This is a genomic window from Bacillus sp. iso_77, assembly GCF_056173625.1.
Genome location: NZ_CM149683.1, coordinates 763,059 through 786,648, shown reverse-complemented (window position 1 = coordinate 786,648; position 23,590 = coordinate 763,059). Strand labels below are relative to the sequence as shown.

Sequence of the window (23,590 nt, the reverse complement as noted above, 5' to 3'; positions counted from 1 at the left end):
AGAGGGGGGTTTTTAGTATGTTAGTTCATCCCTTGAAACCCAAACGTCAGGTGATCCTGAACAGGAATCCAAGCGCCGATTCCTTGTGAGGTCACATTTTTTACGACAAGTTTGCGTTTATTTCCTTTGAGCACAAGGTACACTTCTCCGTATGTGACCTTTCCTTTTTCATTAATCGCTGGTGCATAGGCATGAAGAGATGCTGCTTTTTTCGGAGAGACGTGGTAGGACTGATCTCGCTTTGTTCCTGCACCAATCACTGTGTCGAAGGCGAGCGGAAGTTTTGTTTTTTGGATGGCTTTTTGCATCATCAATGTTTTCACATCTTCTGGGTTTGGTACTTTTGCTGTGAGCCCTCCACTTACTTTTACTTGTTGCTTTTGCACATATTTGCCGATGGCTGTTTTGTTTCCGCCTCTATTATCAATGTGATTCGTGTTCACTTTTTTGTATTCCCAATTGGCGACAGTTTCGTTTGAATCATAGCTGAGTGCCCATCTTCCAAGAAAAATCGTTGCCCTGTAGCCAACTGCTAGCGGTGTACCTGAGATACTGGATTCATTCAGCATTTTAATTAAATGTGTATTTTCAATTGGTACACTTGTTGTTTTAAATAATTCGGCCGTCAGCTCGCTCGGCTGGAGCAGCGGTTGATCCTGTGATGCATTTGGATACGTATTTTCCTTTGAGATACTGGCGACAGACGATGGCACCTTAAACGGCTTTGCTGCCTCGGCTGGAAAACTGTATAGAAAACTTAAGGATAAGAGAACAACAAACATGATGCGGGGCATCTTTTTCATATCATCACTCTTTCTCATTCATTTTTCCATAGTATTTTCCCGAAAGACGTCCCTTATCCACAAAAGATTATAAAAGGAAAAATCCAATCGCCATAATGAAATAGGCAGCGAGCAATGTAGCTCCTTCAAACCAGTTCGTATCCCCATCATTTGAAAGGATGACCGTTAGTAAAACAGAGGATGCCATGGCAATGAGCTCTGGTAATGAGAAGATCAGTGGCATTTGCTTTTCAAAAAACAGAGAGCTGATCACAAGGATCGGTGCGACCATCATGGCGACTTGAAGCGTAGAACCGAAAGCAATTTCGACCGCGACATCCATTTTGTTTTTATACGCCATAATGACAGCAGAAGCGTGTTCTGCTGCATTACCGACAATCGCAACAATGATGACCCCGATAAACAGCTCACTCCAGCCAAACTGTTCTCCGACTGTGTCAAATGTATGGACGAGCCGCTCTGAAATATACGCCACAGCAATTGTCGCAAGGAGTAAAATCGCCGTGGCAAACTTCCCAGACCATTCTGGTGTTTCTTCTTCCGTCGCTGCTTCCCCTTCAGCAATTTCCTGCTTGGCAACATAAACACCTCTGTGGCTGACCAGTTTGAAATAGAGTGCTGCGACATAAAGCAAAATCATCACAATGCTAATGCCGATACTTAAAACAAATTGACGCTCTTCTGCCATCCCTATGGAAAAGACTTCTGGAATGACAAATGCCACAATAATCGCAAACATAAGAAGCCCAGAGTTATGCCTTGCATCGTGTACATTGAACTCTTGTCGTTTAAATTTCAATCCGCCAACGAAAAAAGACAGTCCAGCCACAAGCAGTAAATTGCCGATCACTGAGCCAGTGAGTGAAGCAAGGACAATAGCGGTGAGTCCTTGTTTTAATGCAAAAAATGAAATGATTAATTCCACTGCATTTCCAAAAGTAGCGTTTAATAACCCACCAATTCTTGGTCCCGCTATAATGGCAAGACTCTCTGTCGCTCTTCCCATAAAACTTGCAAGACCGATGATGGCGATACAATAGACGGCGAACATGACAGCCTGCGGGAAATGAAGAAAACTGCCAATTACAGATAATGGAACACCAATTGCGACAATCACAAGAAACAAACGATTCATACAGCCAATCTCCTTTACATCATATCTGACTGTTATTCTTTCGTGAGTGCCGGCATCATATACATTTAGATTCGTTCGTGTGAAAGGGTGATATCAATCGTTCCTTTCACGGATTGCACCATGGAGCAATGCTTCAACGCAAGTTTCATTACTTTTTCCAGCTGTTCATCAGAGGTGCTGATGCTTTCAAAGATCATATGTAAATGAATATGAGTGATTTTGTTTACAGTTCCTTCTCTTGTCGTTTCAGGTGTAATGGTCAGCCCTTGATAGGATATTCGTTTTTTCCGGCATACATGAATGACCATTTCTCCAAAACAGCCCGCAATAGCCGAGGTGAACAATTGATACGGCCTGTATCCCGCTTCTTCATTTCCCGAAATAGGCAGCTGCCTATGATCAGCATTTGCGACCCACCGATCATTTTCGTATATCAGCTTCATTCCTTTTCCACCTTTCTATTGAAACCCCTATGGTTCCATTGTACGATGAAAGCATGAACTTGTAAGGAGCTTCTTATGTCGAGAATTCATTTTATGATTTTAATTTTACTTGTATCCGTATCTGGTTTTTCGCAGGGAGCGTTACTGCCAGTTATTTCGATTATTTTCGAACATGCCGGCACTTCCCCGACGTTAAACGGACTGCATGCCACCGGTTTATATATCGGCGTGCTGCTTGCGTCTCCTTTTATGGAAGCGCCGCTGCGCCGCTTCGGATTTAAACCATTGATCGTCATTGGGGGCGCTGCTGTCTTTTTAAGTTTGTTTAGCTTTGTCTTTATTGAATCTTATATCGTCTGGTTCTTCTTGCGGCTAATGATCGGCATCGGTGATCATATGCTTCATTTCTCCACACAGACGTGGGTAACCTATGCCTCATCATCTAGAAATCGTGGGCGAAATATTTCATTGTATGGGTTATCCTTTGGACTCGGTTTTGCCGCTGGCCCTTTTTTAACACCACTCATTGAAATCAATCCATCCTTGCCGTTTATTGTGTCTGGTGCAGTTAGTTTGTGTATTTGGCTGCTTGTGTTTGTTTTAAAAAATACATATCCTGATACAGGTGAAATGCAGACGTCAGAGCAGACAAATAGTTTGAAGCGCTTCAAGAAGGCGTTTCAATTTGGCTGGGTAGCCTTTATGATGCCGTTTTGCTATGGCTTTTTAGAAACGACGCTCAATAGTAACTTCCCTGTGTATGCGCTGAGAAGCGGGGTGACGATAGATGCTGTTGCATTTATTTTACCTGCGTTTGCGATTGGGAGTATTGTTTTTCAGCTTCCTCTCGGGATGCTGAGTGACCGTTTCGGCAGACGACGCATGATTTTAGTTGTGACACTCGTCGGTTCATTCTTTTTCCTTTTAGCAGGGATTTTCATTCAGTCCGTTTTGGCTGTTGCGATCTGTTTCTTTATCGCAGGTATGGCTGTAGGTTCGACCTTCTCACTTGGCATCAGTTATATGACGGACTTATTGCCAAAGCATCTGCTGCCTGCTGGGAATTTGATGTGCGGGATGGCGTTTAGTGCAGGAAGTATTCTCGGTCCGGTTCTTGGCGGATTCTTTGTGCAGACGTTCGAGGGCATGAATTTACTTTACCTTGTCAGCATTGTGATTTTATTTGTGTTTTGTTGTGTTCGATTTGGGCGTACACAGTCAGTGGTCGACACTCGAAACGAATCCATTTCTCATTAAAAACTCCCCTGCACCTATGCAGAGGAGTTTTTTCATCTAGTGATACCCATTTTGCCCATTCGCACTTCCGCTTGTTTTGTGCTTTGGCTGATGGCCTTTGTTTTGTTTTGTGTTGCTTCCGCCTTTTTTCGATTGTTTAGACACTCGTTATTCCCCCATCCGTCAAGATTGAACATGTTCGTTCTCCTTTAGGATGCCCGGATTTCTTCACACCTTGCCTGGTACGATTTTACGCTTATGTAAAAGCGCATTGAGCTCGCCGCCGAGGATGATCATAATGCCGGTTAAATAAAACCAGATCATTAATATAATGATTCCCCCAATGCTTCCGTACATCGCACTATAGTTAGCAAATTCGCCTACATAAAATGAGAACAGCATGCTGACGAGAATCCAGCCAACAGAAGCAAATATGGCACCAGGTAGCACAAATTTCAATTTCAGCCTGATATTAGGGGCAAAATAATATAGGGATGTAAAAACAATCAGTAAAATCAGTGGACTAATAATCCATCTCATGGCGGTCCAAATGGTGAGAAACGCATCTGACTGCCCAACTAATTTAGCGACAAATAAGCCAAGCTCTTTTCCAAAGACAGGCAGCATCAAGGCAAAAATAATCGTAAGCACCATCGCAATGGTTAAGATAATCGATGTTAAACGTACGAGAATGAAGGAACGATTTTCCTCAACTTCGTAAGCGTGGTTAAATGCTCTGACCACCGCATTAATACCGTTGGATGCAGACCAGAGTGCCGCAATAATCCCGAATGACAACAATCCGCCGTTACGGTTATTCAGCGTCTCTTCGGCAATGGATTCAATCATCGAAAGCGCTCCCTCTGGCGCATAACCAGAAATGACGCTTAGAACATCCTTTGATGTCAGCGGCAAATAACCAACAAGCGTCAGCACGAAGATGAGAAACGGAAATAATGAAAGCAAAAAGAAATACGCAAGTTCAGCTGATTTTGCCGGTCCTTCATGCAGCAAAAAGCGTCCAATTAACGCTTTAACAAAACCCATACGCCTCATCTCCAATGATCAATCTTTCTGTTTCTTTTGAAAGTGATCCTTTGTTTCTTCAATAATCTCTAATACCTTTGGTGTTGTTTCCTTTAACTGATTCACCTGTTCATTCAGAAAAGACAAATCATCTGAGACCGTTCTCATCAATTGCTTCGTTTCTTCCATTTTTCCCTTCACGCAAGCAGACATCTTGCCAGGCTCCAGGCGGTATTCATCCAGCTTTTGCTGGCAGTCATTCCATTTTTCTTTCAGTGCAGTTCTTGTTGGACGATGAAATAATGTCAGCAATATGCCGCAGGCTGCGCCTATAACAGCTCCCCGAAGCACGATTTGTTTGTTCTCTTCCATCTCAACTGATCTCCTTTCAGTTAAAGGTGTTTCTCTTTTTTTACATACGTCAAAAAACGATCAATTCCTGTTTCAATTAAATCATGTACTTCCTCAAAGTTCCCAGTGTAATAAGGATCTGGCACATCGTCTCAATCGTCGTCTTCTACAAAGTCAAGAAGACGGCCAATAAAGTGATGTTTTCCATAGCCGGCTAAACTGCGGAGGGCGCCTACATTTTCAGCATCCATCGCAATGATATAGTCGTATGTGGTGATATCCTTATCCATGATTTGTCTTGCCGTCATTCCTTCATAGCTGATGCCCTTTTCATCAAGCAGCTTTCGTGTTCCTTCATGCGGAGGACTGCCTTGATGCCAGCCGCCAATGCCTGCTGAATCAATCACAAAGTGTTCACTCAGCCCTTCGTCTTCGACACGTTTTCTAAACATCGCCTCTGCCATCGGTGACCTGCAAATATTGCCGAGGCACACAAATAATACATGAATCATCTTTCATTCTCCTCCTATCTTTTCCCTAAGAGTCCCTTTGGAAAACCTTTTCTCTATCATATCAAGCCCTTTTTCTTTTGGAAACTTTGCAAGAAAAACTCCCATCGGCATTGACAAAATACACAAAAAAAGGAGAAACTTTAGGAGAATTACACAAACAAAGGGGGACATTAGATGGGAATCATTGAGCAGTTTGTCACGACGATGAACAATTTTTTGTGGGGGCCTCCCCTATTAATTTTAATTGTTGGTACTGGAATCTACCTCACCTTTCGGATCCTCTTCATTCAAATTAGATTACTTCCTTATTCTTTAAAGCTCGCTTTTTCAAAACAAGACAAAACATCAGAGGGAGATATCTCCCATTTCCAAGCATTAATGACGGCTCTTGCTGCAACTGTCGGTACTGGGAATATCGTCGGTGTTGCCTCAGCTGTCATTGCAGGTGGTCCTGGTGCAGTATTTTGGATGTGGTTTGCTGCATTTTTCGGGATGGCCACCAAGTTTGCAGAAGCTGTTCTGGCTGTAAAATACAGGGTCAAAAACGAAAAAGGCGAAATGTCTGGCGGACCTATGTATTATTTAGAGCATGGCTTAAAACAGAAATGGCTAGGGGTGCTATTTGCTGTTTTCGGTGCCAGTGCTGCCTTTGGGATCGGCAACCTGGTACAGTCTAATTCCATCTCAGGCGTCATGAATTCAACCTTTCAAATTCCAACATGGGTAACAGGTATCATCATTACCGCCTTTACGGCACTCGTGATTTTAGGCGGAATCAAAAGTATCGGCCGAGTGACATCTATTTTTGTACCAGTCATGGCTTTATTTTACGTCATTTGCGGGCTCATCATTCTTGTCATGAATGCTGATCTTGTTCCTGGCGCAGTCAGTCTTATTTTCTCAGATGCCTTTACAGGTCAAGCCGTAGCAGGTGGTGCGATTGGAACTGTCATTCGCTGGGGTGTCGCACGAGGAGTCTTTTCCAATGAAGCTGGTCTTGGATCAGCACCAATTGCTGCTGCAGCTGCGAAAACGGATATGCCTGCCCGTCAAGCTCTCGTCTCTATGACGCAAGTGTTTATTGACACCATCATTGTTTGTTCTATCACTGGCATTACGATTGTCATGGCAGATATGTATTTAACAGAAAAAAGTGATGCGCTGACTTCGTTATCCTTTGCTCACTTCCTCGGTCCAGCTGGCTCAATCATCGTGGCAATCGGGTTGCTCCTGTTTGCCTATTCAACCATCATTGGCTGGTCCTATTATGGAGAGAAATGCTTTACATATTTGGCTAAGGATTCGTACGTCATGTATTACCGTATCGTGTTTGTGATAGCTGTCTTTTTCGGTGCCGTGTTTAAGAATGACTTCGTCTGGGGCGTAGCAGATATGCTCAATGGACTGATGGCCATTCCAAACTTAATTGGCCTCATCGGTTTATCAGGTGTTGTGGTGTTTGAATCCAAACGAATCATTGATAAGATCAAAGAGGAGAAAAAGGAAAAAAACATTTCAGTGTCGTCATAATAGCCCTTTTATTCTTTTGCTTTTCTGTTAAAATAGACATATTATTCGACACATGCAGGAAAGGACGTGCCGCCCTTGTCACAGCAAAAAGCGGCTGAAGTCAATCAGCTGATTGAAGACATTTCGCAAAAGCTCAATATGCTGAATATTGGAGTCATCAAAGCCGAAGACTTCAGTCCAGATAAGTATGAAGATATTGAATTTCTTCACCAAATGGTGATGAAAAAATCTTCATTCAGCCCAAGTGAAATGCAAGCCATTGCAAGCGAGCTGAAAAGCTTAAGAAAATAATCGTGCACCTGATATTGAATTGCGGTTGACGCCGCTTTCTTACATCCATGCACAGAAAAAGCCAGCACCTCGCAAGGTGCTGGCTTTGTTTATCCTGTCAAAACGACTTATTTGGCGAGCAGTTTTAATGATTCACGGTTAAATGCTGGAATGTCATCAGGTGTACGGCTTGTGACAAGCTGATCCTGACAAACGACGACTTCTTCATCTTTGAATTTAGCGCCTGCGTTTTCCATATCTACTTGAATGGATGTATAGCCGGTCGCGCCTCTTCCTTCCAGCGTCTTCGCTGTAATAAGCAATTGCGGTCCATGACAGATCGCAAATACTGGTTTTTTCTCGTCCATAAAGGCTTTTGTGAATTGCACGTAGCGATCATCCGCACGCAGAATGTCTGGTGAGAAGCCGCCAGGAATCAGAAGTGCATCGAAGTCTTCTGGTTTCACGTTATCGATAGACGCATCGACTCTTACTTCTGCCTCTCCTTGCTTTCCTTTCACTGTTTTTCCTTTTTCGTTTTCAATGACTGTGATCTCATGGCCTGCGTCTTTAAAGGCTTTTGCAGGCTCGGTGAATTCAACATCCTCAAAGTAATCTGTTAAGACAACTGCAATTTTCTTACCCATGTAGAAACCCTCCTGCTTGATTATCGTTTACACTACACACTATACCCCCACCAATTGAAATCAAACATCCTATCCCTATGAGAAAACCCCCTTTCAGAAAAATAAGCATTTAGACTCATTCACATTCCCTTAACAAGGTAATTCGTATGATTTATGTTATCTTTACAATAATCTGCAAAAAATAACTACAAAAGTTAACGAAACATTTCTACAATAGGTATTGTGGTCAAAAAAATTAGAAAGGCGGAGATCAGGTGAAGAAGCAAGCACATAGGTCTAAACGAAGGAAAAACCTGTCTATTCTGCTCACTTCCATGATGTTGATTAGTCTCATTCTCCCAGCAGTACCTACTCATGCAGAAACAGAAAGCGGCAGCGCCGTAAAGGTCAGTATCTTAGCCACAACGGATGTTCATGCGAACATGATGAATTACGATTACTACAGCGACAAAGAAACAAATGAATTCGGTTTGGCAAAAACAGCCGAGCTGATTGACAAGCACCGTTCACAAAATCCTAATACACTCCTTGTTGATAACGGAGACCTGATTCAAGGAACCCCTCTTGGAGAATACGTTTATAAAAATGAAAAAGACAGCATCATCAATCAAACAAAGGTTCACCCCATTATTCATACACTCAACAAATTAAAATATGATGCAGGTACACTCGGCAATCATGAATTTAACTACGGTTTATCTTTTCTTGACGGTACCATTGCGGGCGCCAACTTCCCGATTGTCAATGCGAACGTCAAAAAGTTAAACGGAGAACACCGATTTACTCCTTATGTCATTCAGGATAAAACCTTTAAAGATGCAAACGGAGCCTCCCAAACTGTGAAAGTCGGTTACATAGGATTCGTACCACCACAAATTATGACGTGGGATAAGAAACATTTAGATGGACAAGTTCAAGTGCAAGATATTGTGGAGTCTGCCAATGAAACCATTCCAGAAATGAAAGCAAAAGGCGCAGATGTCATCGTCGCTCTTGCTCATACAGGAATTGAAAAAACAGCTTCACCTAAAGGATCAGAAAATATGATCTTTGACCTTGCCACAAAAACAAAAGGCATTGATGCGATTGTGTCTGGCCACCAGCATGGCACATTCCCAAGCGCTGAATATAGCGGCGTTGACAAATTTGATGTCGCAAAGGGAACCATTAATGGCATTCCTGTCGTCATGTCAAAAAACTGGGGAAGCTACCTCGGGGTCATTGATTTAACGCTAGAACCAGACGGAAGCAACTGGAAAGTCACAGACGGAACAGGCAAAATCGAATCCGTTGCCGGGGTGACATCTCAAAACAGTACAGTAAAAAATGCCATTCAAACAACTCACCAAAACACCCTAGATTATGTCAGAAAGCCAGTTGGAAAAACAGAAGCAGACATTAACAGCTTTTTCGCTCAAGTGATGGATGACCCTTCTATTCAAATCGTGACAGATGCCCAGAAATGGTATGCACAAGAAAAAATGAAAGATACTTCGTACAAAAACTTGCCGATTCTCTCTGCGGGTGCGCCATTTAAAGCCGGCGGACGCAATGGTGTGAACTATTATACAAATATCGCAAAAGGTGATTTAGCGATTAAAAACATCGGCGATCTCTATCTTTACGATAACACCGTACAGATTGTAAAACTAAAAGGCAGTGAAGTAAAAGACTGGCTTGAAATGTCTGCTGGTCAGTTTAACCAAATCAAACCAAATACTTCAAATGAACAGCCTATTTTAAACGAAGAATACCGCTCATATAATTTTGATGTGATTGATGGTGTGACGTACCAAGTAGATGTCACACAGCCTGCTAAATACAGCACAACGGGCACACTTGTTAACGCTAGTGCGAACCGCATCAAAAACTTGTCTTACAATGGAAAACCCGTTTCTGACAATCAAGAATTTTTAGTCGTGACAAACAACTACCGTGCATCTGGCGGCGGAGGCTTCCCGCACCTCACACAAGATAAAGTCGTGCTTGCCTCAGCAGATGAGAACCGCCAAGTGCTGATGGATTATATTATTGAACAAAAAACCATCAACCCAAGCGCAGATCAAAACTGGTCCATTGCACCAGTAAAAGGCGCAACCGTCACTTTTGAATCTTCTCTTTTAGCAAAACCGTTCGCAGAGAAATCAAGCAGCGTCGACTTTATTCGGAATGCCAGCACAGACGGACTTGGCGTGTACAAGCTAGCGTTTAAAGATGATGGTACAACAGAACCACCTGCAACAGACAATTGGCATTTAACGGTGATGCATACAAACGATACACATGCCCATCTGGATGATGCAGCAAGACGCGCAACCAAGATCAAAGAAGTTCGCGCCCAAAGCGAAAACAATATTTTATTAGACGCTGGAGATGTCTTCTCTGGTGATCTCTATTTCACAAAATGGCAAGGACTTGCCGATCTGAAACTGATGAACTTAATGAAATACGATGCCATGACGTTTGGGAATCATGAATTTGACAAAGGTCCTTCTGTCCTTCGTCAATTCCTGACAGGTGACGCATCCAGTGTAGATGCTAAAAACCGTCATCAGTTTGAAAAACCGAACTTCCCGATCGTGTCATCAAACGTGAATGTCTCTAAGGAAAAACAGTTAAGCGACTTAGTGAAAAAACCAGCAACATTTAAAGCTGGTGAGAAAAAAGAAGCTGGCATTTACCCTTACATTCTGCTTGATGTAAATGGTGAAAAGGTCGCTGTATTCGGTCTAACCACTGAAGACACAGCCATTACATCCAGCAGTGGTCCCAACATTCAATTTCAAGATGCATACAAAAAAGCAAAAGAAACAGTCAAAACCATTCAAACTGAAGAAAAAATCAATAAAATTATTGCGCTCACACATATCGGCTATAACCGTGATCTAGAACTGGCTCAAAAAGTAGATGGCATTGATCTCATCATTGGTGGTCACACCCACACCCTTGTTGAAAAATTAAAGGTCATCAATAAAAAAGAACCAACGATTGTTGCGCAAGTAAAAGACTACGGACAATTTTTAGGAAAAGTAGACGTGGCCTTTGACAAAAAAGGCGTCGTACAGCCAAAAGAATCTACTTTTGACCTCATCACGATCGACGACTCTGTGAAAGAAGATGCGGACGCAAAAGCGATTCTTGATCAGTACAAGGCAGATATCCAAGATTTAAAAACCGAAAAAGTCGGGACGTCAGATGTCTTCTTAGATGGACAGCGTGAACACGTCCGTGCAAAGGAAACGAACCTTGGAAACTTTATTGCAGATGGCATGTTAAAGAAAGCACAAGAATCTGCTGGGGCTGACCTTGCCATTACAAACGGCGGCGGTATTCGAGGCAGCATTGAAAAAGGAGATATCACATTAGGGGATATTTTAACCGTGATGCCTTTTGGAAACACACTATATGTCGCAGATTTAAAAGGCAGTCAAATTAAAAAAGCGCTTGAACAAGGTCTTTCAGGCATTGAAGAAGGCGGAGGCGCATTCCCTCATGTAGCCGGTATTGAATATACGTTTACACTGAGTAAACCAGCTGGCAGCAGACTGATTGATGTCAAATTGAAAGATCAAAAGGGCAATCTGACTGACATTGATGATCAGAAAACATACCGCGTGGCGACTAACGCATTCGTCGGCACAGGCGGTGATGGCTACAGCGTCTTTACAGAAGCGTCTCATGGTGAAGACTTAGGCTATGTTGACTATGAAATTTTCAAAGAGCAAATTGAACAGGCAGACGGTCATATTTCTCCAGTCATCGACCATCGAGTGAAAGAAGTATTCCTTCCTCGCTTGAAAGGAAAAGGCGTCTATGACATTCAAGATGATGAGAAATTCCAAACGTATGTGCAGCATACGAACAAAACATTGCTCTATTTAGACAAAGCAACCGAAGCGAAAAAGGTTCAATTGTCTCTATCAAAAGGGCAAGTAGCTGAACTGAAGAAACGAGAGCAAGATCCAAACGTCACCATCTATCATGACAAAGTCGGTCTAGCATTACCGCTCTCCAATTTGTCAGAGCAACAAGCAGATATATCAATGGCAAAAACAAATAAGGTGAAAAATGCATTAACCGACACATACGATTTCCAAATCAAACAAGATCAGAAAAATGTGTCTACCTTTAAAGATCCCGTCACACTATTCTTTACATTAGATGCGCCTGAAAAAGCGAAAAAACCAGGTGTCTATTATGTCGATCGTGAGAAAAACCGCTATGCCAAAACAAGTAACGGTTCATTCGAAAACGGGATTGTCTCAGGTAAAACGGAGCACTTTAGTGAATACACTGTACTCAATCAAAGTGAAGCTGCTGGAACAGCTCCAGACCAAAATGGCGGAGACGGTGGAACTTCTGCTCCAGGCGGTTCGGATCCAAATCAGGATGGAAGCGGCATGCCAGGGGGCACACTGCCGAATACGGCAACGATGATGTATACAGCGGTATTAATTGGCTTGCTCATGCTCGCCTCAGGCGGTATCCTTTATTACTACCAGCGCAAGCGCACACGAAACAAAGTATCATCTTAAAAGAAAAGGACAGAGCATTGGCTCTGTCCTTTTTTGCATCTCACTATTAATCTTGGGATAAATACATCCAATGACGGTCATCAAATTCTTTCACATCATCTGACCCTATATGACGCAGCATCCTATTAAAGAACGTGATATCATCTTCATCATCAACGGCATATAAATCCTCTTGAACATATTCTCTCGTAATGAAATTCGTTAAGTTCGTGTTATTCACAAATTCAGCAAAGTACGATTTCACAAGGGTTAAATCTTCTTCATTTAATGTTTCATCACTGATAATTGAAATATGAAATACATTCAAAATCGCTTGAATGTCTTCTTCATCCATATAACATAATGGCTCTAATTTTCTATCTTCTTCCGTAAACGGTTTTCGCGTGTCTTCAATGATGACATAACATAAAATCCTGTGATCTTTCATCACGCAAAAAATTTCTACATCTCTTAATTTTAATGGTCTATTCAGTCTGATCATTTGTCCTCCTAAAATGTTGCTCTTGTTTCCCTAAAACCTGAAATAGACAGAGCCTCGGCCCTGTCTACTTCTCTCTTCTAGCAAAATCCACGAATCTGAAACGATCTAGCCGGTGGCGGCTTTCGGTGTATTGGAATAGACTCGTATCCTCCAAGAACACATAATTTTTCACCACCACCACATGATCAAACCCGTTCAAATCGAGATACCTCTCATCTTCTTCAGTACATGGCTCGACCACAAATTCCTTTTGAGCATAACTAATCGAGACCCCAAGTTCTCCTTCAATATACTCGTAGATCGATCCTTCACAAATGTCCTTAGACAAGAGCGGCACATGTTTTTGCAAGAAGTAATCTTTGTCTAAAATGACTTCTTCTCCGCTAATATTGCGAGAGCGAATGACTTCCCAAACGTCCTCCTGCCCACTGATTTTCAGCTGAGACTGAATATACTGATCTGGCTTGATTAAACCGAACTCATGAACCGTTGTTACCGTCTTTCGCCCAAGCGTTTGGGAAAGCTCTTTAAAGCTGACAAGACCCGAAACTGGGAACTGCATTTTCTCTCGATTCAGCAATACTGAGCCTTTCCCACGAATTTTTTGGATATAGCCATTTTGCACAAGGATGTTTAATGCCTTTCTCACCGTCTCACGGGATGTGTCATACATGACAGACAGCTCATGTTCTGATGGGAGGATGCCTTTATCCTGCCATTCACCTTGTTCAATTCGTCTAGCGAGCTGATCATAAATCACTCGAAACTTATTCTCTTTCATTTTCCCTCCGCCCCATTTACTAGCGTTTGGTTAAATGATAAACGATTGACTCATATGGGCGCAACGTAAATCCCTTGATATCTGCCGGCACATCCTCATAATTGGACAGCAAGACTTGCCCTTCCATTTCATTGACATCCTTTGCAAGCTCATCTGGAAGTGTAAAGTCCGTCTCGCCTGCATAAAAATGGTTGATCACGAGGATCTTCTCATCTTTGCCTTCTCGGACATATGCAAACACCTTTGGATCATCTGAAAGCAGTAAAGTAAAGCTCCCATAGGTGATTACATCAAGTTCTTTGCGAAGTCTACAAAGGGCTTGATAATGATAAAAAATCGACGTCTCATCTTTTAAGGCAGCTTCTACTGAAATGCCGTTTTGAGCTGGTTCAATCCAAGGCGTACCTTTTGAGAACCCCACATTTTTTTCCGACGTCCATTGCATAGGTGTCCTTGCGTTATCTCTTGATTTGACCTGTAAAATCGCCAAAGCTTCTTCCTTTGTTTTCCCTTTTTCAAGCATGACTTCGTACATATTCAGTGATTCGATATCGCGGTATGACGAAATGTCCTCAAAACGAGGATTCTTCATCCCAATTTCTTCACCTTGATAAATATAAGGAGTGCCTTGCATCAAATGAATGGTGGTCGCCAGCATCTTCGCTGATTGCTGATGGTACGTGCCATCATCACCGTATCTAGACACGATGCGTGGCTGATCATGGTTGCACCAAAATAGTGCGTTCCAGCCGCCGCCCTCATGCATTTTCGTCTGCCATTCTGACAGAATTGATTTCAACTCTAGAAAATCAAATGGCGCAATGGCCCACTTTTCACCGTTAGGATAGTCAACTTTTAAATGATGAAAATTAAACGTCATATCCAGCTCCTGCCGATCAGGTCTTGTATACCGAATGCAGTCTGCAATATTCGTTGAAGACATTTCCCCCACGGTCATGCTATCGTATTTCGAAAACACTTCCTGGTTCATTTCATGCAAGAATTCATGAATTCTCGGCCCATCTGTATAGTACATACGCCCGTCACCTTGCACTGATTGCCCAGCATCATCTAAAAAGCGTTGATCCTTTGAAATGTTATTGATGACATCCAGTCTGAATCCATCGATCCCTTTTTCAAACCAAAAGTGCATGATGTCACATACTTTCCTGCGCACTTCATCATGTTCCCAATTGAGGTCTGCCTGGGTAACATCATATAAATGAAGATAATAGTCACCTGTCGCTTCATCTAATTCCCACGCTGGCCCGCCAAACTTTGACTGCCAGTCATTCGGAGGAGAGCCGTCCGCTTTCGGCTCCTTCCAAATATAATAGTCTCGATACGGGTTTTCCTTCGACTCTCGGGAGGCTTGAAACCACTCATGGAAAATAGATGTATGGTTCACGGCTAGATCCATGATGACACGAATCCCTCGTTCATGTGCTTCTTTCAGCATGTGCTCAAAATCGGCCATTGTGCCGTACATGTCATGGATTTTTGTATAATCACTAATATCATAACCGTTGTCATGCTGTGGTGACTCATACATAGGAGTCAGCCAAATACAATCCGCCCCTAGCTCTTTGATATAGTCGAGCTTTTTCGTCACGCCATTGATATCTCCTGTACCAGAGCCTGTTGTGTCTAAAAAGCTCTTCGGATAGATTTGATAGACCACGGCTTTTTTCCACCACGGTTCGTTTGTTTGTTGATTCAATTTCCTTCACCACCACTAGTTAAGTTCTTGTGATACATCCTTCTTTTTAAGTTTTGCATATAAAAGGGTACCAATGAATGGGACGATCAGCACAATCACCATTCCGATGGCAAATGCCCCCCAATATTTCGGAATGATCGAGAAGATTCCTGGAATGCCTCCAACGCCGACTGAACTTGCCAGTACCCCTTGTGAGGCAATAAACATACCAGCTATCCCTGAACTGATCAGGGCAAAAATAAACGGGAATCTATAGCGCAAGTTCACCCCAAACATCGCCGGTTCAGTAATGCCCAAGTAAGCAGAAATACTTGATGTCAGCGAAAGCCCTTTTTGCTTTTCATCTTTTAAGACAAACATCATCGCAAGTGCCGCTGATCCTTGAGCGATATTAGACAGTGCGAGCATTGGCCATAGGAACGTGCCGTGCAGTTTTGAGTTAATCAGCTGAATATCGACCGCTAGGAACGTATGGTGCATGCCTGTAATGACTAACGCTGCATATAATCCGCCATATAAAAGGCCGCCAAGTGCTGCGAATTGCTGGAATACAGTGACGAGTCCAGATGTTAATACGTTTCCGATCGCAAATGTAACGGGACCAATGACGATAAATGATAAAAATCCAATGAGTAGTAATGTAATTGGTGCAACAACTAACAGCTGAATACTTTCAGGTGTCCTTTTTGTTATAAATAATTCGAGCTTTGCAAGTAAATAGGAAGCGACAAGTATCGGAAGAACCTGTCCTTGGTAACCTACCTTTTGTACTTCAAGTCCAAACAAATTCCATACAGGTATGTCACCTGTCTTTTCCGCCGCTCCATACCCCCACGCATTCAACAGATCTGGATGTACAAGCATCAGTCCGAGGACCATCCCTAAAAGCGGATTACCTCCAAACCGCTTGACAGCCGACCAGCCGATTAATGCTGGCAAAAAGGTAAAGGCAGTACCTGCAATCAAGTTGATCATATTTGCTAAATCCGCCCATGCCGGATACACATCCACAATGGATTTTTGATCAAAGAAAATATCAGGAGCTGTTAAAATATTATTAATCCCCATCAATAAACCGGCTGTCACGATAGCTGGAAGGATTGGAATGAAGATATCTGCAAGCGTTTTCACCGCACGCTGCAGTGGATTTAATTTCTGATCAGAGGCACGCTTGACGTCCTCTTTTGTCGCTTCGCCGATTCCCGTCTGTTTGACCATTTCGGCATAAACCCGATTCACCACTCCTTGACCAATGACCACTTGGTATTGGCCATTCGCTGAGAAAGATCCCTTCACTTCATCAATTTGTTCTAGTGCTTTCTCATCCACCTTACCTTCATCTTTTAGCACAAAACGAAGTCTTGTCACACAATGTGTGGCTTGATCAATGTTTTCTTTGCCGCCAATGGCTTTCACAATCTGATCTGCCGCTGCCTGATAATCAGCCATGCTATCCCCTCCGAGATCGTTTTTTTATAAGAAAAAAGAATCAAAACTTGTATATACATGTTCACTTCATATTTTATATTTGTATATACATGTAGTCAATAAGAAAATGTAGCGCTTTCATAAAAAAAGCTCCCTCAATGTGCTCAAAGAGGCAGCGTGTCATCATCTTTTTTTATGCTCCGTTAGTTTTTCGTAGACCCTATTCTTATAAAAGGAGGAGGCTGGTCGAGCAAACGTTTGGCGCTTGGATGTGAGTTCATCAAGGCGTTTTTGTTTTTCCTCACATACGAGAGAGAGTTTTTTTCTTTCTTCTCCATCTATACTCGTTTTCAGTAACTCTTTAACCGTCATTAGTTCTTTTTTCAAAGCTGTTTCTTCCCCGGCAAAGCCAGCATTTTTCATGATTCGATAGCCCATCCTCAGCTCTTCTGGTACATGAGCAGCATCATCCTTTGGCAGAGGTTTCCCAAAGCCTGATAGTCCTTCAAAAGCTCCATGGTCCATCGCCTTTTTGATCCGTTCTTCTGACAATCTCTGCGCAAAATCCATGACACGTCTCCTTTCAGATCGTCTGATATTTTGGTTAAGCATAGCAAAAAAGCTGACTCTCTCACAAGAGCCAGCTTTCTCGTTATTTTTTGTCGATTTTAAAAGTAGATACCATTTGTGCCAAGTCCTCTGACATGTCAGAGAGCTGTTCAATCGCACTTGAAATTTGCTGCATGCCAGCACTTTGTTGTTCTGTTGCTGCCGCTACTTCTTGAGAGCTTGCCGCATGTTCTTCTGACACGACCGAAATTTGTTCAATCGATGTAGAAATTGTTTGATAAGCGCGTTCTACCTGCTTAATAGATTGAAGCAAATTGTTCGTTCTGCTTGCAAATTGAGACACTCCATCATAAATACCAGCGAAGTTCTGCGAGGTGCCTTTCATTTGCTCACGGCCTTCTTCCACTGCTTTACTGCTTTCCTCCACGCTTTCAAGGACACGCTGACTATTTTCCTGTGTGCCAATGACTAAGTCTGAGACCGTTTTAGCTGCATCAGCTGACTGTTCAGCTAACTTACGGACTTCATCAGCCACAACAGCAAATCCTTTTCCTTCTTCTCCTACACGTGCGGCTTCAATAGAAGCATTCAGTGCAAGCAGATTCGTTTGCGCTGAAATGTCCGTAATAATGGAGATGACACTTTCAATTTCTGTTGAATGTGATTGCAATTCTTCTGCCGCCTGCTTTGAGCTTGTCATCATGTCGTGTAACATGTTGAGATGTTCAAGCACATGCTGCACCAATTTTTGACCAGATTCTGACTGCTCTTGTACTTCTGATGAAACAGATTTCATTTCATCCACTTCTTTTGTCACGCCTTCGATTTGAGTATCGATTTCTGCAACAGATGTTGTGCAGTCTGTAATGTTTGCGACTGAATCATTGATTCCTTCACTCATATTCGTCATCGCTTCTGACACTTGTTGTGCACTTTGACTAGATTCTGTTGTCACTGTGCGAAGCTGTGAAGACATTTTCGACACTTCACTTGATGAGTTTGAGATCTTTCCAATAAGCTCTTTGATCCGTCCCTGCATTTTCTGGAAGGAAGCTGCTAATTGACCGATCTCATCTTTACTTTGAACTTCTACCATGCCAGTTAAATCACCATCTGCAATTCGATCTGCTGATTCCATTAATGAACGTGCTGGTTTTGCAATTCTTCTTCCCATGAAGAATGAGAAGAGTAATCCACCGATGAGCACAATCGCAGATGCTACTGTAATATAAATTGTCAGCTTTTTCGTTGTTGCTGGAACAACAGACGCATCTAAGTCAATTCCTAAAATCCCCGTGAGTTCACCGCCTGAATCTTTAATTGGTAAAAAGACGGATTTATGAGTCCCATACGAATCAACGTAAATGTCGCTTTTGACCATTTTATCTTCAGAAAGAGCTTGTTTCATTTCATCTGAAAAGACATAATCTTGATCAAAATCATTGTCTTCCCCTGTTAGTACGATGATTCTTTCTTTGCCGCCCTTATTTGATAACACGTATAAGTTCTCAAGCGTATGATCTTCTTTCAGTTCTGTGAATTTCTTTTTGATCTCCACATAAATAGGATCATCCTTCCCGCTAATGCTAAGGACATTTCCATCCATATTATCGATTTCTTTTTTCGCTGTATCAATATCTGTTGTTAATCGATAATCAAATTGCTTTAATAATTGGGAAGATAAATCCTGGCTAACTAAATAAAATGTTAGAACGAATAATGCAACGGTTGCGAGTAATGTTACGACAACGACTGACATGATTTTGGAGGATATCGTAAGTCCTCCAAACTTCCTTTGTTTCGCCATTTTTTTCTACATCTCCACTCTCAATTTTAATTTAAGCCTCTACACTTTCAAATTGTCCACAAACAGATGCAATGACATCTTTTAAATAAGATACGATATGAGGGATATGCTCCGGTAACGTATAAGGTGAAATCACAAAAAATTTACTCACACTTAGATAGAATTCTTGACCTTCTTTGGCATTGACTTGTAAAAACTTCGTTGTATCGCCAAAGAACATTTCGTCTCTTTTCTCTCCAAGCTTTTCAAAGAGGATTTTGTTCAAATCATTGTTGCGCTCAATTTCCATAGCAGTTGCTTCACCAGACACTTCTTCCTTAAAACGAGGAGAGCCGTCTAGGTAAATTCTAAACAATGTAGCCATTCCGACATTGTCATCATTGACGACTTCTGCTTGTGGAATTTCCTGACGAAGTGCTTCTCTAAATGCAAGGTTCACCTCTAAAAATTGACCGAGCAAGCGCTGGTATCCTTCAATTCCAAACGTTAGCAGCACACTTAGCATGCTGATGGAGCTTCCCATTCTTGAGCATTCCAGTGTATAACCCGTATGGTATTCGCCGTAGCCTCTATGACCAACGTATGGTGTCTCTTGTTCTTCCAGATCTAAACGCTTTAGGTCTGCTGCGTTTTTCACTAAGAATAAACTAGATGTGTACGGCGTTTGGCCGAGCTTTTGAAAGTCAAAGCACATCGTGTCAGCAAGAGAAAGATGCTGGAATTTCGCTTTGATTTCTTTTAGCATACGAAGAACACCATCTGAGAATTGCAGCGGGTTTTCAGATACATCATACTCATTAAAGAAAGCAAAGAATCCACCAAGCGCCGAATCCGCATGAATATGCGGCACCTTGAGACCATACTCCTCAGCAATGGCTTCTGCCGTTTCACGTACCCCTTTTACATCATCAATTGCAATGGCATCTGTTGTTCCGGTTGTTGCCACAATATAAACGGGAATTCCGCCATTTTGGGCAACACGTTCCATTTGACAACGCAAATCTTCCATATCCATCGAATGATCTTTATTCGTCTTAATTCTGATTAAGTTGTCTGTGCCAAGCCCTGTTGCTTCCATTGACTTAAATAAGCTGTAATGTGCTGCATCAGAACAAAACGCATAAAGATTTTGCGGGACACCTTTTCGTAATGACTCCGGTGCAACTTTCGAAATTGCTAAACGAAGCCCCGAGAAAATAGCCCCTTGACCTCCCCATGTTGTGTAGCCCCCGCTCACATTTGGATCATATCCGATGAGCTTAGACATCATTGAGACCACTCTGACCTCAGCTTCTGCGCCTGCTGGTCCATACACATCCCATAGGTTGTTTCCGTTAACCAGCATAGCCGTCAGCATGCCTAGAATTCCTGGTGTACTTGCCATTGGCAAAATGTTCGTGAAGAAATACTTCGTGTGGTATGGATGATTATGTAAAAGCTTCAGTAATTCTTCATTCACAAGTTCCGCTTTTTGTCCGTTCATCGGAATTTGACTTGTTTCAGTGAGCTTTTTGTAAAAGTCCTCCTCGCGATTCTTTTCACCTTTTAGGTGAGCTCGGTTTGGATCCTTCAGGTCATCGACCCCTGAAATGATCTGTTCCATTAATTTAATGAGTTCTTTCCGCTCTTCTGCATTTCCGTCCTCACTCGGAAACCAGTTCTGAACGAGGTTCTGTGCTCGTACAGTCATATACTATCAATCCTTTCAATGGAAGATTTCCTGTCACTGTCTATATCGACCCCGTTTCAAAAGTTTATAGTGTCGAACTGTTCACTTAAGTATATTTAGATAATTTGTTCGCTCGTCAAAACGAATAAAACCCCTACAATACACATCAAAACCATTATGTTTGTGAAACAATAAAATATATTAATATACTTCCATGAAGGAATTATTATCCAGACAATTCAGCTGCTTATTCATTCATTTTTTTTACTTAACCTGCATAAACATTAATAAACACTGGAAATCCGCCTAAATGCACCATTGTAGAAATCAAATTAATTCTTTAGACTTGTGTCTTTTTACCTGTTTTATTGATATAACAACAGGAAAAATACAGAATTTTCTGTAATTATTAGGATAGATTTCACAAAAAGTTTTTCGGAAATCGAATGTTTTCGATGTCTTTCCAACTCTAGCTCGGACAGGCTGCCTTAGGTGCTCACCAGTTATGACTTTTCTATTTGTGCATTTCATGGTATATTCTAATGGTTCGTTTTCTTTCGTTCCGCCTCTTCCGTTTAACGGAGAAAAGGAGTGTTTAAATGAAAACATTTATTCAAAAAAGGGGCCTCGGCTTCTTTGTAATTGCAGCCATCTTGTTATGGCTCAAGACGTATACAGCTTATTTAATCGAATTTAAACTTGGTATATCAAATGTGCTTCAGCATATTTTGCTTTTTGTGAATCCTATTAGCTCCAGCTTGTTCTTTCTTGGCTTTGCTTTATTGTTCAAGAAAAAATGGCAGCCTGCCGCTATCATTGTGATTCACTTTTTCATGTCTTTTTTACTTTACGCAAACATCGTGTACTATCGATTCTTCAATGACTTTATCACGCTGCCTACAGTGATGCAGGCAGGAACGAATGGCGGACAATTAGGTGATAGTGCATTTTCACTCATGCGTTGGACTGATATGTTTTACTTTCTCGATACCATCATCTTGATCGTACTCGCAGTCCGCATGAAAAGACAGCAGCAAACAAGTACAGCGACTGTACCTGTTCAAAAAACAAAATCGTTTAGACTCGTTCTTGTGTCCTCTGTTCTGATTTTTGTTGTCAACTTAATCGCAGCAGAAATTGATCGCCCAGAGCTTTTATCAAGATCGTTCGACCGCAATTATTTAGTCAAATACTTGGGTGCTTATAATTTTACGGTGTTTGATGCCATTCAAAATGTGAAATCAAACAGCCAGCGTGCCCTGGCAAATTCAAGTGACGTAACAGATGTAGAGAATTATCTAAAGGCGAACAGCGCTGATCCTAACCCAGCTTATTACGGGAAAGCGAAAGGCATGAACGTCATTACGATTTCTCTTGAATCACTGCAAAACTTTGTCATTGATTACAAGGTGAATGGAAAAGAGGTCACTCCTTTCCTAAATTCATTAGCCCATGACAACAAAACGTTTTATTTTGATAACTTCTTCCATCAAACAGGACAAGGAAAGACATCTGATGCGGAATTTATGATGGATACGGGGCTTTTCCCATTATCACAAGGCTCTGTATTTATTAACAAAGCTCAAAACACATATCAGGCGCTTCCTGGCATTTTGAAAAAGGACCAATACACGTCCGCAGAATTCCACGGGAATACGAAAACGTTCTGGAACCGAAATGAAATGTTTAAGTCCTTTGGATATGACAGATTTTACGATTCTGAGTACTACGATATGAATGAACAAGATACGAAGAACTATGGATTGAAAGACAAACCGTTCTTCAAAGAATCCATGCCAATGCTTGAAAATCTGAAACAGCCGTTTTATTCAAAATTCATTACGCTGTCAAACCACTTCCCATTTGGTATGGATGAAGGTGATACTGATTTTGAACCTGGCGACTTCGGAGACCCCGTCGTTGATAACTACTTCCAATCTGCTCATTATTTAGATGAAGCCATTGAACAGTTCTTTAATGACTTGAAGACATCTGGTCTCTATGACAATACCGTCGTCATTATGTACGGTGACCACTACGGCATTTCAGAAAACCATAATGAAGCGATGGAAAAAGTGACTGGCGAAAAAATTGGAGACTATGAAAATGCCCAGCTTATGCGTGTGCCGCTCTTTATCCATGTGCCAGGCGTAAAAGGCGGACAGATTCATAAATACTCTGGTGAAGTCGATGTTGCGCCTACCCTTCTCCACCTGCTCGGAGATGATACGAAGAACTATTTAATGTCTGGTTCTGATATCTTATCGAAGAACTTTAAAGAGCTTGTGCCATTTAGAAATGGAGACTTCGTGTCTAAGGACTACACGAAAGTAGGCAACAACTATTACAGCAACAAAACAGGTGAAAAAATCGAGCCGACTGAAAAGGCATCACAAGAAAACGAAACGGTGAAAAAGATGCTAGAGACATCTGATAAGATTGTCACGGAAGATTTACTCCGTTTCTACAAACCTAAAGGCTTTACACCAATTGAGCGCAATGATTATGACTACACAAAGAAAGTACAGGATGAAAAAGATTCCTCTTCCGCCAAAGATGAATCCAGCTCGTCTTCCAAATAACTTTCTCATTTAAGGCCCCAGCCGATCCAAGATCAGCTGGGGCTTTTTACGTTTGATCCACATG

The 23,590-nt window shown here is 41.9% G+C and carries 19 protein-coding genes and 1 pseudogene; 5 read left to right on the top strand and 15 right to left on the bottom strand.

Translation table 11 applies throughout. From position 1 onward, the window contains the following. Positions 1–20: 20 nt before the first annotated feature. From AC0VYC_RS03860 to AC0VYC_RS03850, 3 genes are all read right to left on the bottom strand, one after another. Positions 21–803, bottom strand: coding sequence for a YfkD famly protein (locus tag AC0VYC_RS03860; RefSeq protein ID WP_017358796.1), 783 nt, complete (start codon positions 801–803; stop codon positions 21–23). Between the two features lie 67 nt (positions 804–870). Beyond that, complete coding sequence (gene cax, locus AC0VYC_RS03855; protein WP_096881133.1) at positions 871–1,938, bottom strand: calcium/proton exchanger; 1,068 nt, start codon at positions 1,936–1,938, stop codon at positions 871–873. 65 nt (positions 1,939–2,003) lie between these two features. Further along, a complete protein-coding gene (locus AC0VYC_RS03850) occupies positions 2,004–2,381 on the bottom strand; it encodes an OsmC family protein (RefSeq protein WP_039168023.1) in 378 nt (125 codons plus the stop codon). Between the two features lie 75 nt (positions 2,382–2,456). Here AC0VYC_RS03850 and AC0VYC_RS03845 point away from each other — a divergent pair, with 75 nt between their 5' ends. Further along, complete coding sequence (locus tag AC0VYC_RS03845; RefSeq protein ID WP_335350339.1) at positions 2,457–3,638, top strand: MFS transporter; 1,182 nt, start codon at positions 2,457–2,459, stop codon at positions 3,636–3,638. Between the two features lie 32 nt (positions 3,639–3,670). On the opposite strand, the gene AC0VYC_RS03840 is transcribed toward AC0VYC_RS03845, so the two are convergent. The 4 genes and pseudogenes from AC0VYC_RS03840 to AC0VYC_RS03825 form a co-directional block, all read right to left on the bottom strand. Continuing rightward, positions 3,671–3,814 (bottom strand): hypothetical protein, encoded by a 144-nt coding sequence (locus AC0VYC_RS03840; protein ID WP_186365932.1) that lies wholly within the window; start codon positions 3,812–3,814, stop codon positions 3,671–3,673. Between the two features lie 31 nt (positions 3,815–3,845). Next, positions 3,846–4,664 carry a YihY/virulence factor BrkB family protein gene (locus AC0VYC_RS03835; protein ID WP_008341753.1) on the bottom strand — a complete coding sequence of 273 codons (819 nt, stop codon included), beginning with the start codon at positions 4,662–4,664 and terminating at the stop codon, positions 3,846–3,848. Positions 4,665–4,682: 18 nt separating this feature from the next. Beyond that, positions 4,683–5,015, bottom strand: a complete 333-nt coding sequence (locus AC0VYC_RS03830) for a hypothetical protein (RefSeq protein WP_007496597.1) — start codon at positions 5,013–5,015, stop codon at positions 4,683–4,685. Positions 5,016–5,035: 20 nt separating this feature from the next. After that, a pseudogene (locus AC0VYC_RS03825) lies at positions 5,036–5,506 on the bottom strand (low molecular weight protein-tyrosine-phosphatase). A gap of 174 nt (positions 5,507–5,680) precedes the next feature. Between AC0VYC_RS03825 and AC0VYC_RS03820 the strand changes: the two are divergent. Continuing rightward, entirely contained in the window at positions 5,681–7,036 is a 1,356-nt protein-coding gene (locus AC0VYC_RS03820; RefSeq protein WP_041090695.1) for an alanine/glycine:cation symporter family protein, read from the top strand. A gap of 75 nt (positions 7,037–7,111) precedes the next feature. Continuing rightward, complete coding sequence (locus AC0VYC_RS03815; protein WP_008341757.1) at positions 7,112–7,327, top strand: DUF1128 domain-containing protein; 216 nt, start codon at positions 7,112–7,114, stop codon at positions 7,325–7,327. 107 nt (positions 7,328–7,434) lie between these two features. Here AC0VYC_RS03815 and AC0VYC_RS03810 read toward each other — a convergent pair whose 3' ends face one another. Continuing rightward, positions 7,435–7,953: a type 1 glutamine amidotransferase domain-containing protein gene (locus tag AC0VYC_RS03810; RefSeq protein ID WP_007496591.1), complete on the bottom strand. Its 519-nt coding sequence runs from the start codon at positions 7,951–7,953 to the stop codon at positions 7,435–7,437. A 254-nt stretch (positions 7,954–8,207) separates the two neighbouring features. On the opposite strand from AC0VYC_RS03810, the gene AC0VYC_RS03805 reads away from it, so the two are divergent. After that, entirely contained in the window at positions 8,208–12,488 is a 4,281-nt protein-coding gene (locus AC0VYC_RS03805) for a multifunctional 2',3'-cyclic-nucleotide 2'-phosphodiesterase/3'-nucleotidase/5'-nucleotidase (RefSeq protein ID WP_475389493.1), read from the top strand. Between the two features lie 46 nt (positions 12,489–12,534). On the opposite strand, the gene AC0VYC_RS03800 is transcribed toward AC0VYC_RS03805, so the two are convergent. The 7 genes from AC0VYC_RS03800 to AC0VYC_RS03770 all read right to left on the bottom strand — a co-directional run bounded on the left by AC0VYC_RS03800 (position 12,535) and on the right by AC0VYC_RS03770 (position 20,965). Next, a complete protein-coding gene (locus tag AC0VYC_RS03800) occupies positions 12,535–12,969 on the bottom strand; it encodes a terpene synthase (protein WP_160758126.1) in 435 nt (144 codons plus the stop codon). 64 nt (positions 12,970–13,033) lie between these two features. Then, positions 13,034–13,750 carry a trehalose operon repressor gene (gene treR / locus AC0VYC_RS03795; RefSeq protein ID WP_327878812.1) on the bottom strand — a complete coding sequence of 239 codons (717 nt, stop codon included), beginning with the start codon at positions 13,748–13,750 and terminating at the stop codon, positions 13,034–13,036. Between the two features lie 19 nt (positions 13,751–13,769). Beyond that, entirely contained in the window at positions 13,770–15,470 is a 1,701-nt protein-coding gene (treC, locus tag AC0VYC_RS03790) for an alpha,alpha-phosphotrehalase (protein ID WP_427244048.1), read from the bottom strand. A 15-nt stretch (positions 15,471–15,485) separates the two neighbouring features. Continuing rightward, the gene (gene treP / locus AC0VYC_RS03785) at positions 15,486–16,919 is read right to left on the bottom strand and encodes a PTS system trehalose-specific EIIBC component (protein ID WP_017358785.1); all 1,434 of its coding nucleotides are present in this window, start codon (positions 16,917–16,919) and stop codon (positions 15,486–15,488) included. Positions 16,920–17,081: 162 nt separating this feature from the next. Beyond that, entirely contained in the window at positions 17,082–17,468 is a 387-nt protein-coding gene (locus AC0VYC_RS03780; protein ID WP_035391356.1) for a DnaJ family domain-containing protein, read from the bottom strand. 82 nt (positions 17,469–17,550) lie between these two features. Further along, a complete protein-coding gene (locus AC0VYC_RS03775) occupies positions 17,551–19,275 on the bottom strand; it encodes a methyl-accepting chemotaxis protein (protein WP_024720238.1) in 1,725 nt (574 codons plus the stop codon). 31 nt (positions 19,276–19,306) lie between these two features. Next, the gene (locus AC0VYC_RS03770) at positions 19,307–20,965 is read right to left on the bottom strand and encodes a pyridoxal phosphate-dependent decarboxylase family protein (RefSeq protein WP_396483919.1); all 1,659 of its coding nucleotides are present in this window, start codon (positions 20,963–20,965) and stop codon (positions 19,307–19,309) included. Between the two features lie 578 nt (positions 20,966–21,543). Here AC0VYC_RS03770 and ltaS point away from each other — a divergent pair. Further along, positions 21,544–23,526 (top strand): lipoteichoic acid synthase, encoded by a 1,983-nt coding sequence (gene ltaS / locus AC0VYC_RS03765; protein WP_286068318.1) that lies wholly within the window; start codon positions 21,544–21,546, stop codon positions 23,524–23,526. Positions 23,527–23,590: the final 64 nt, after the last annotated feature.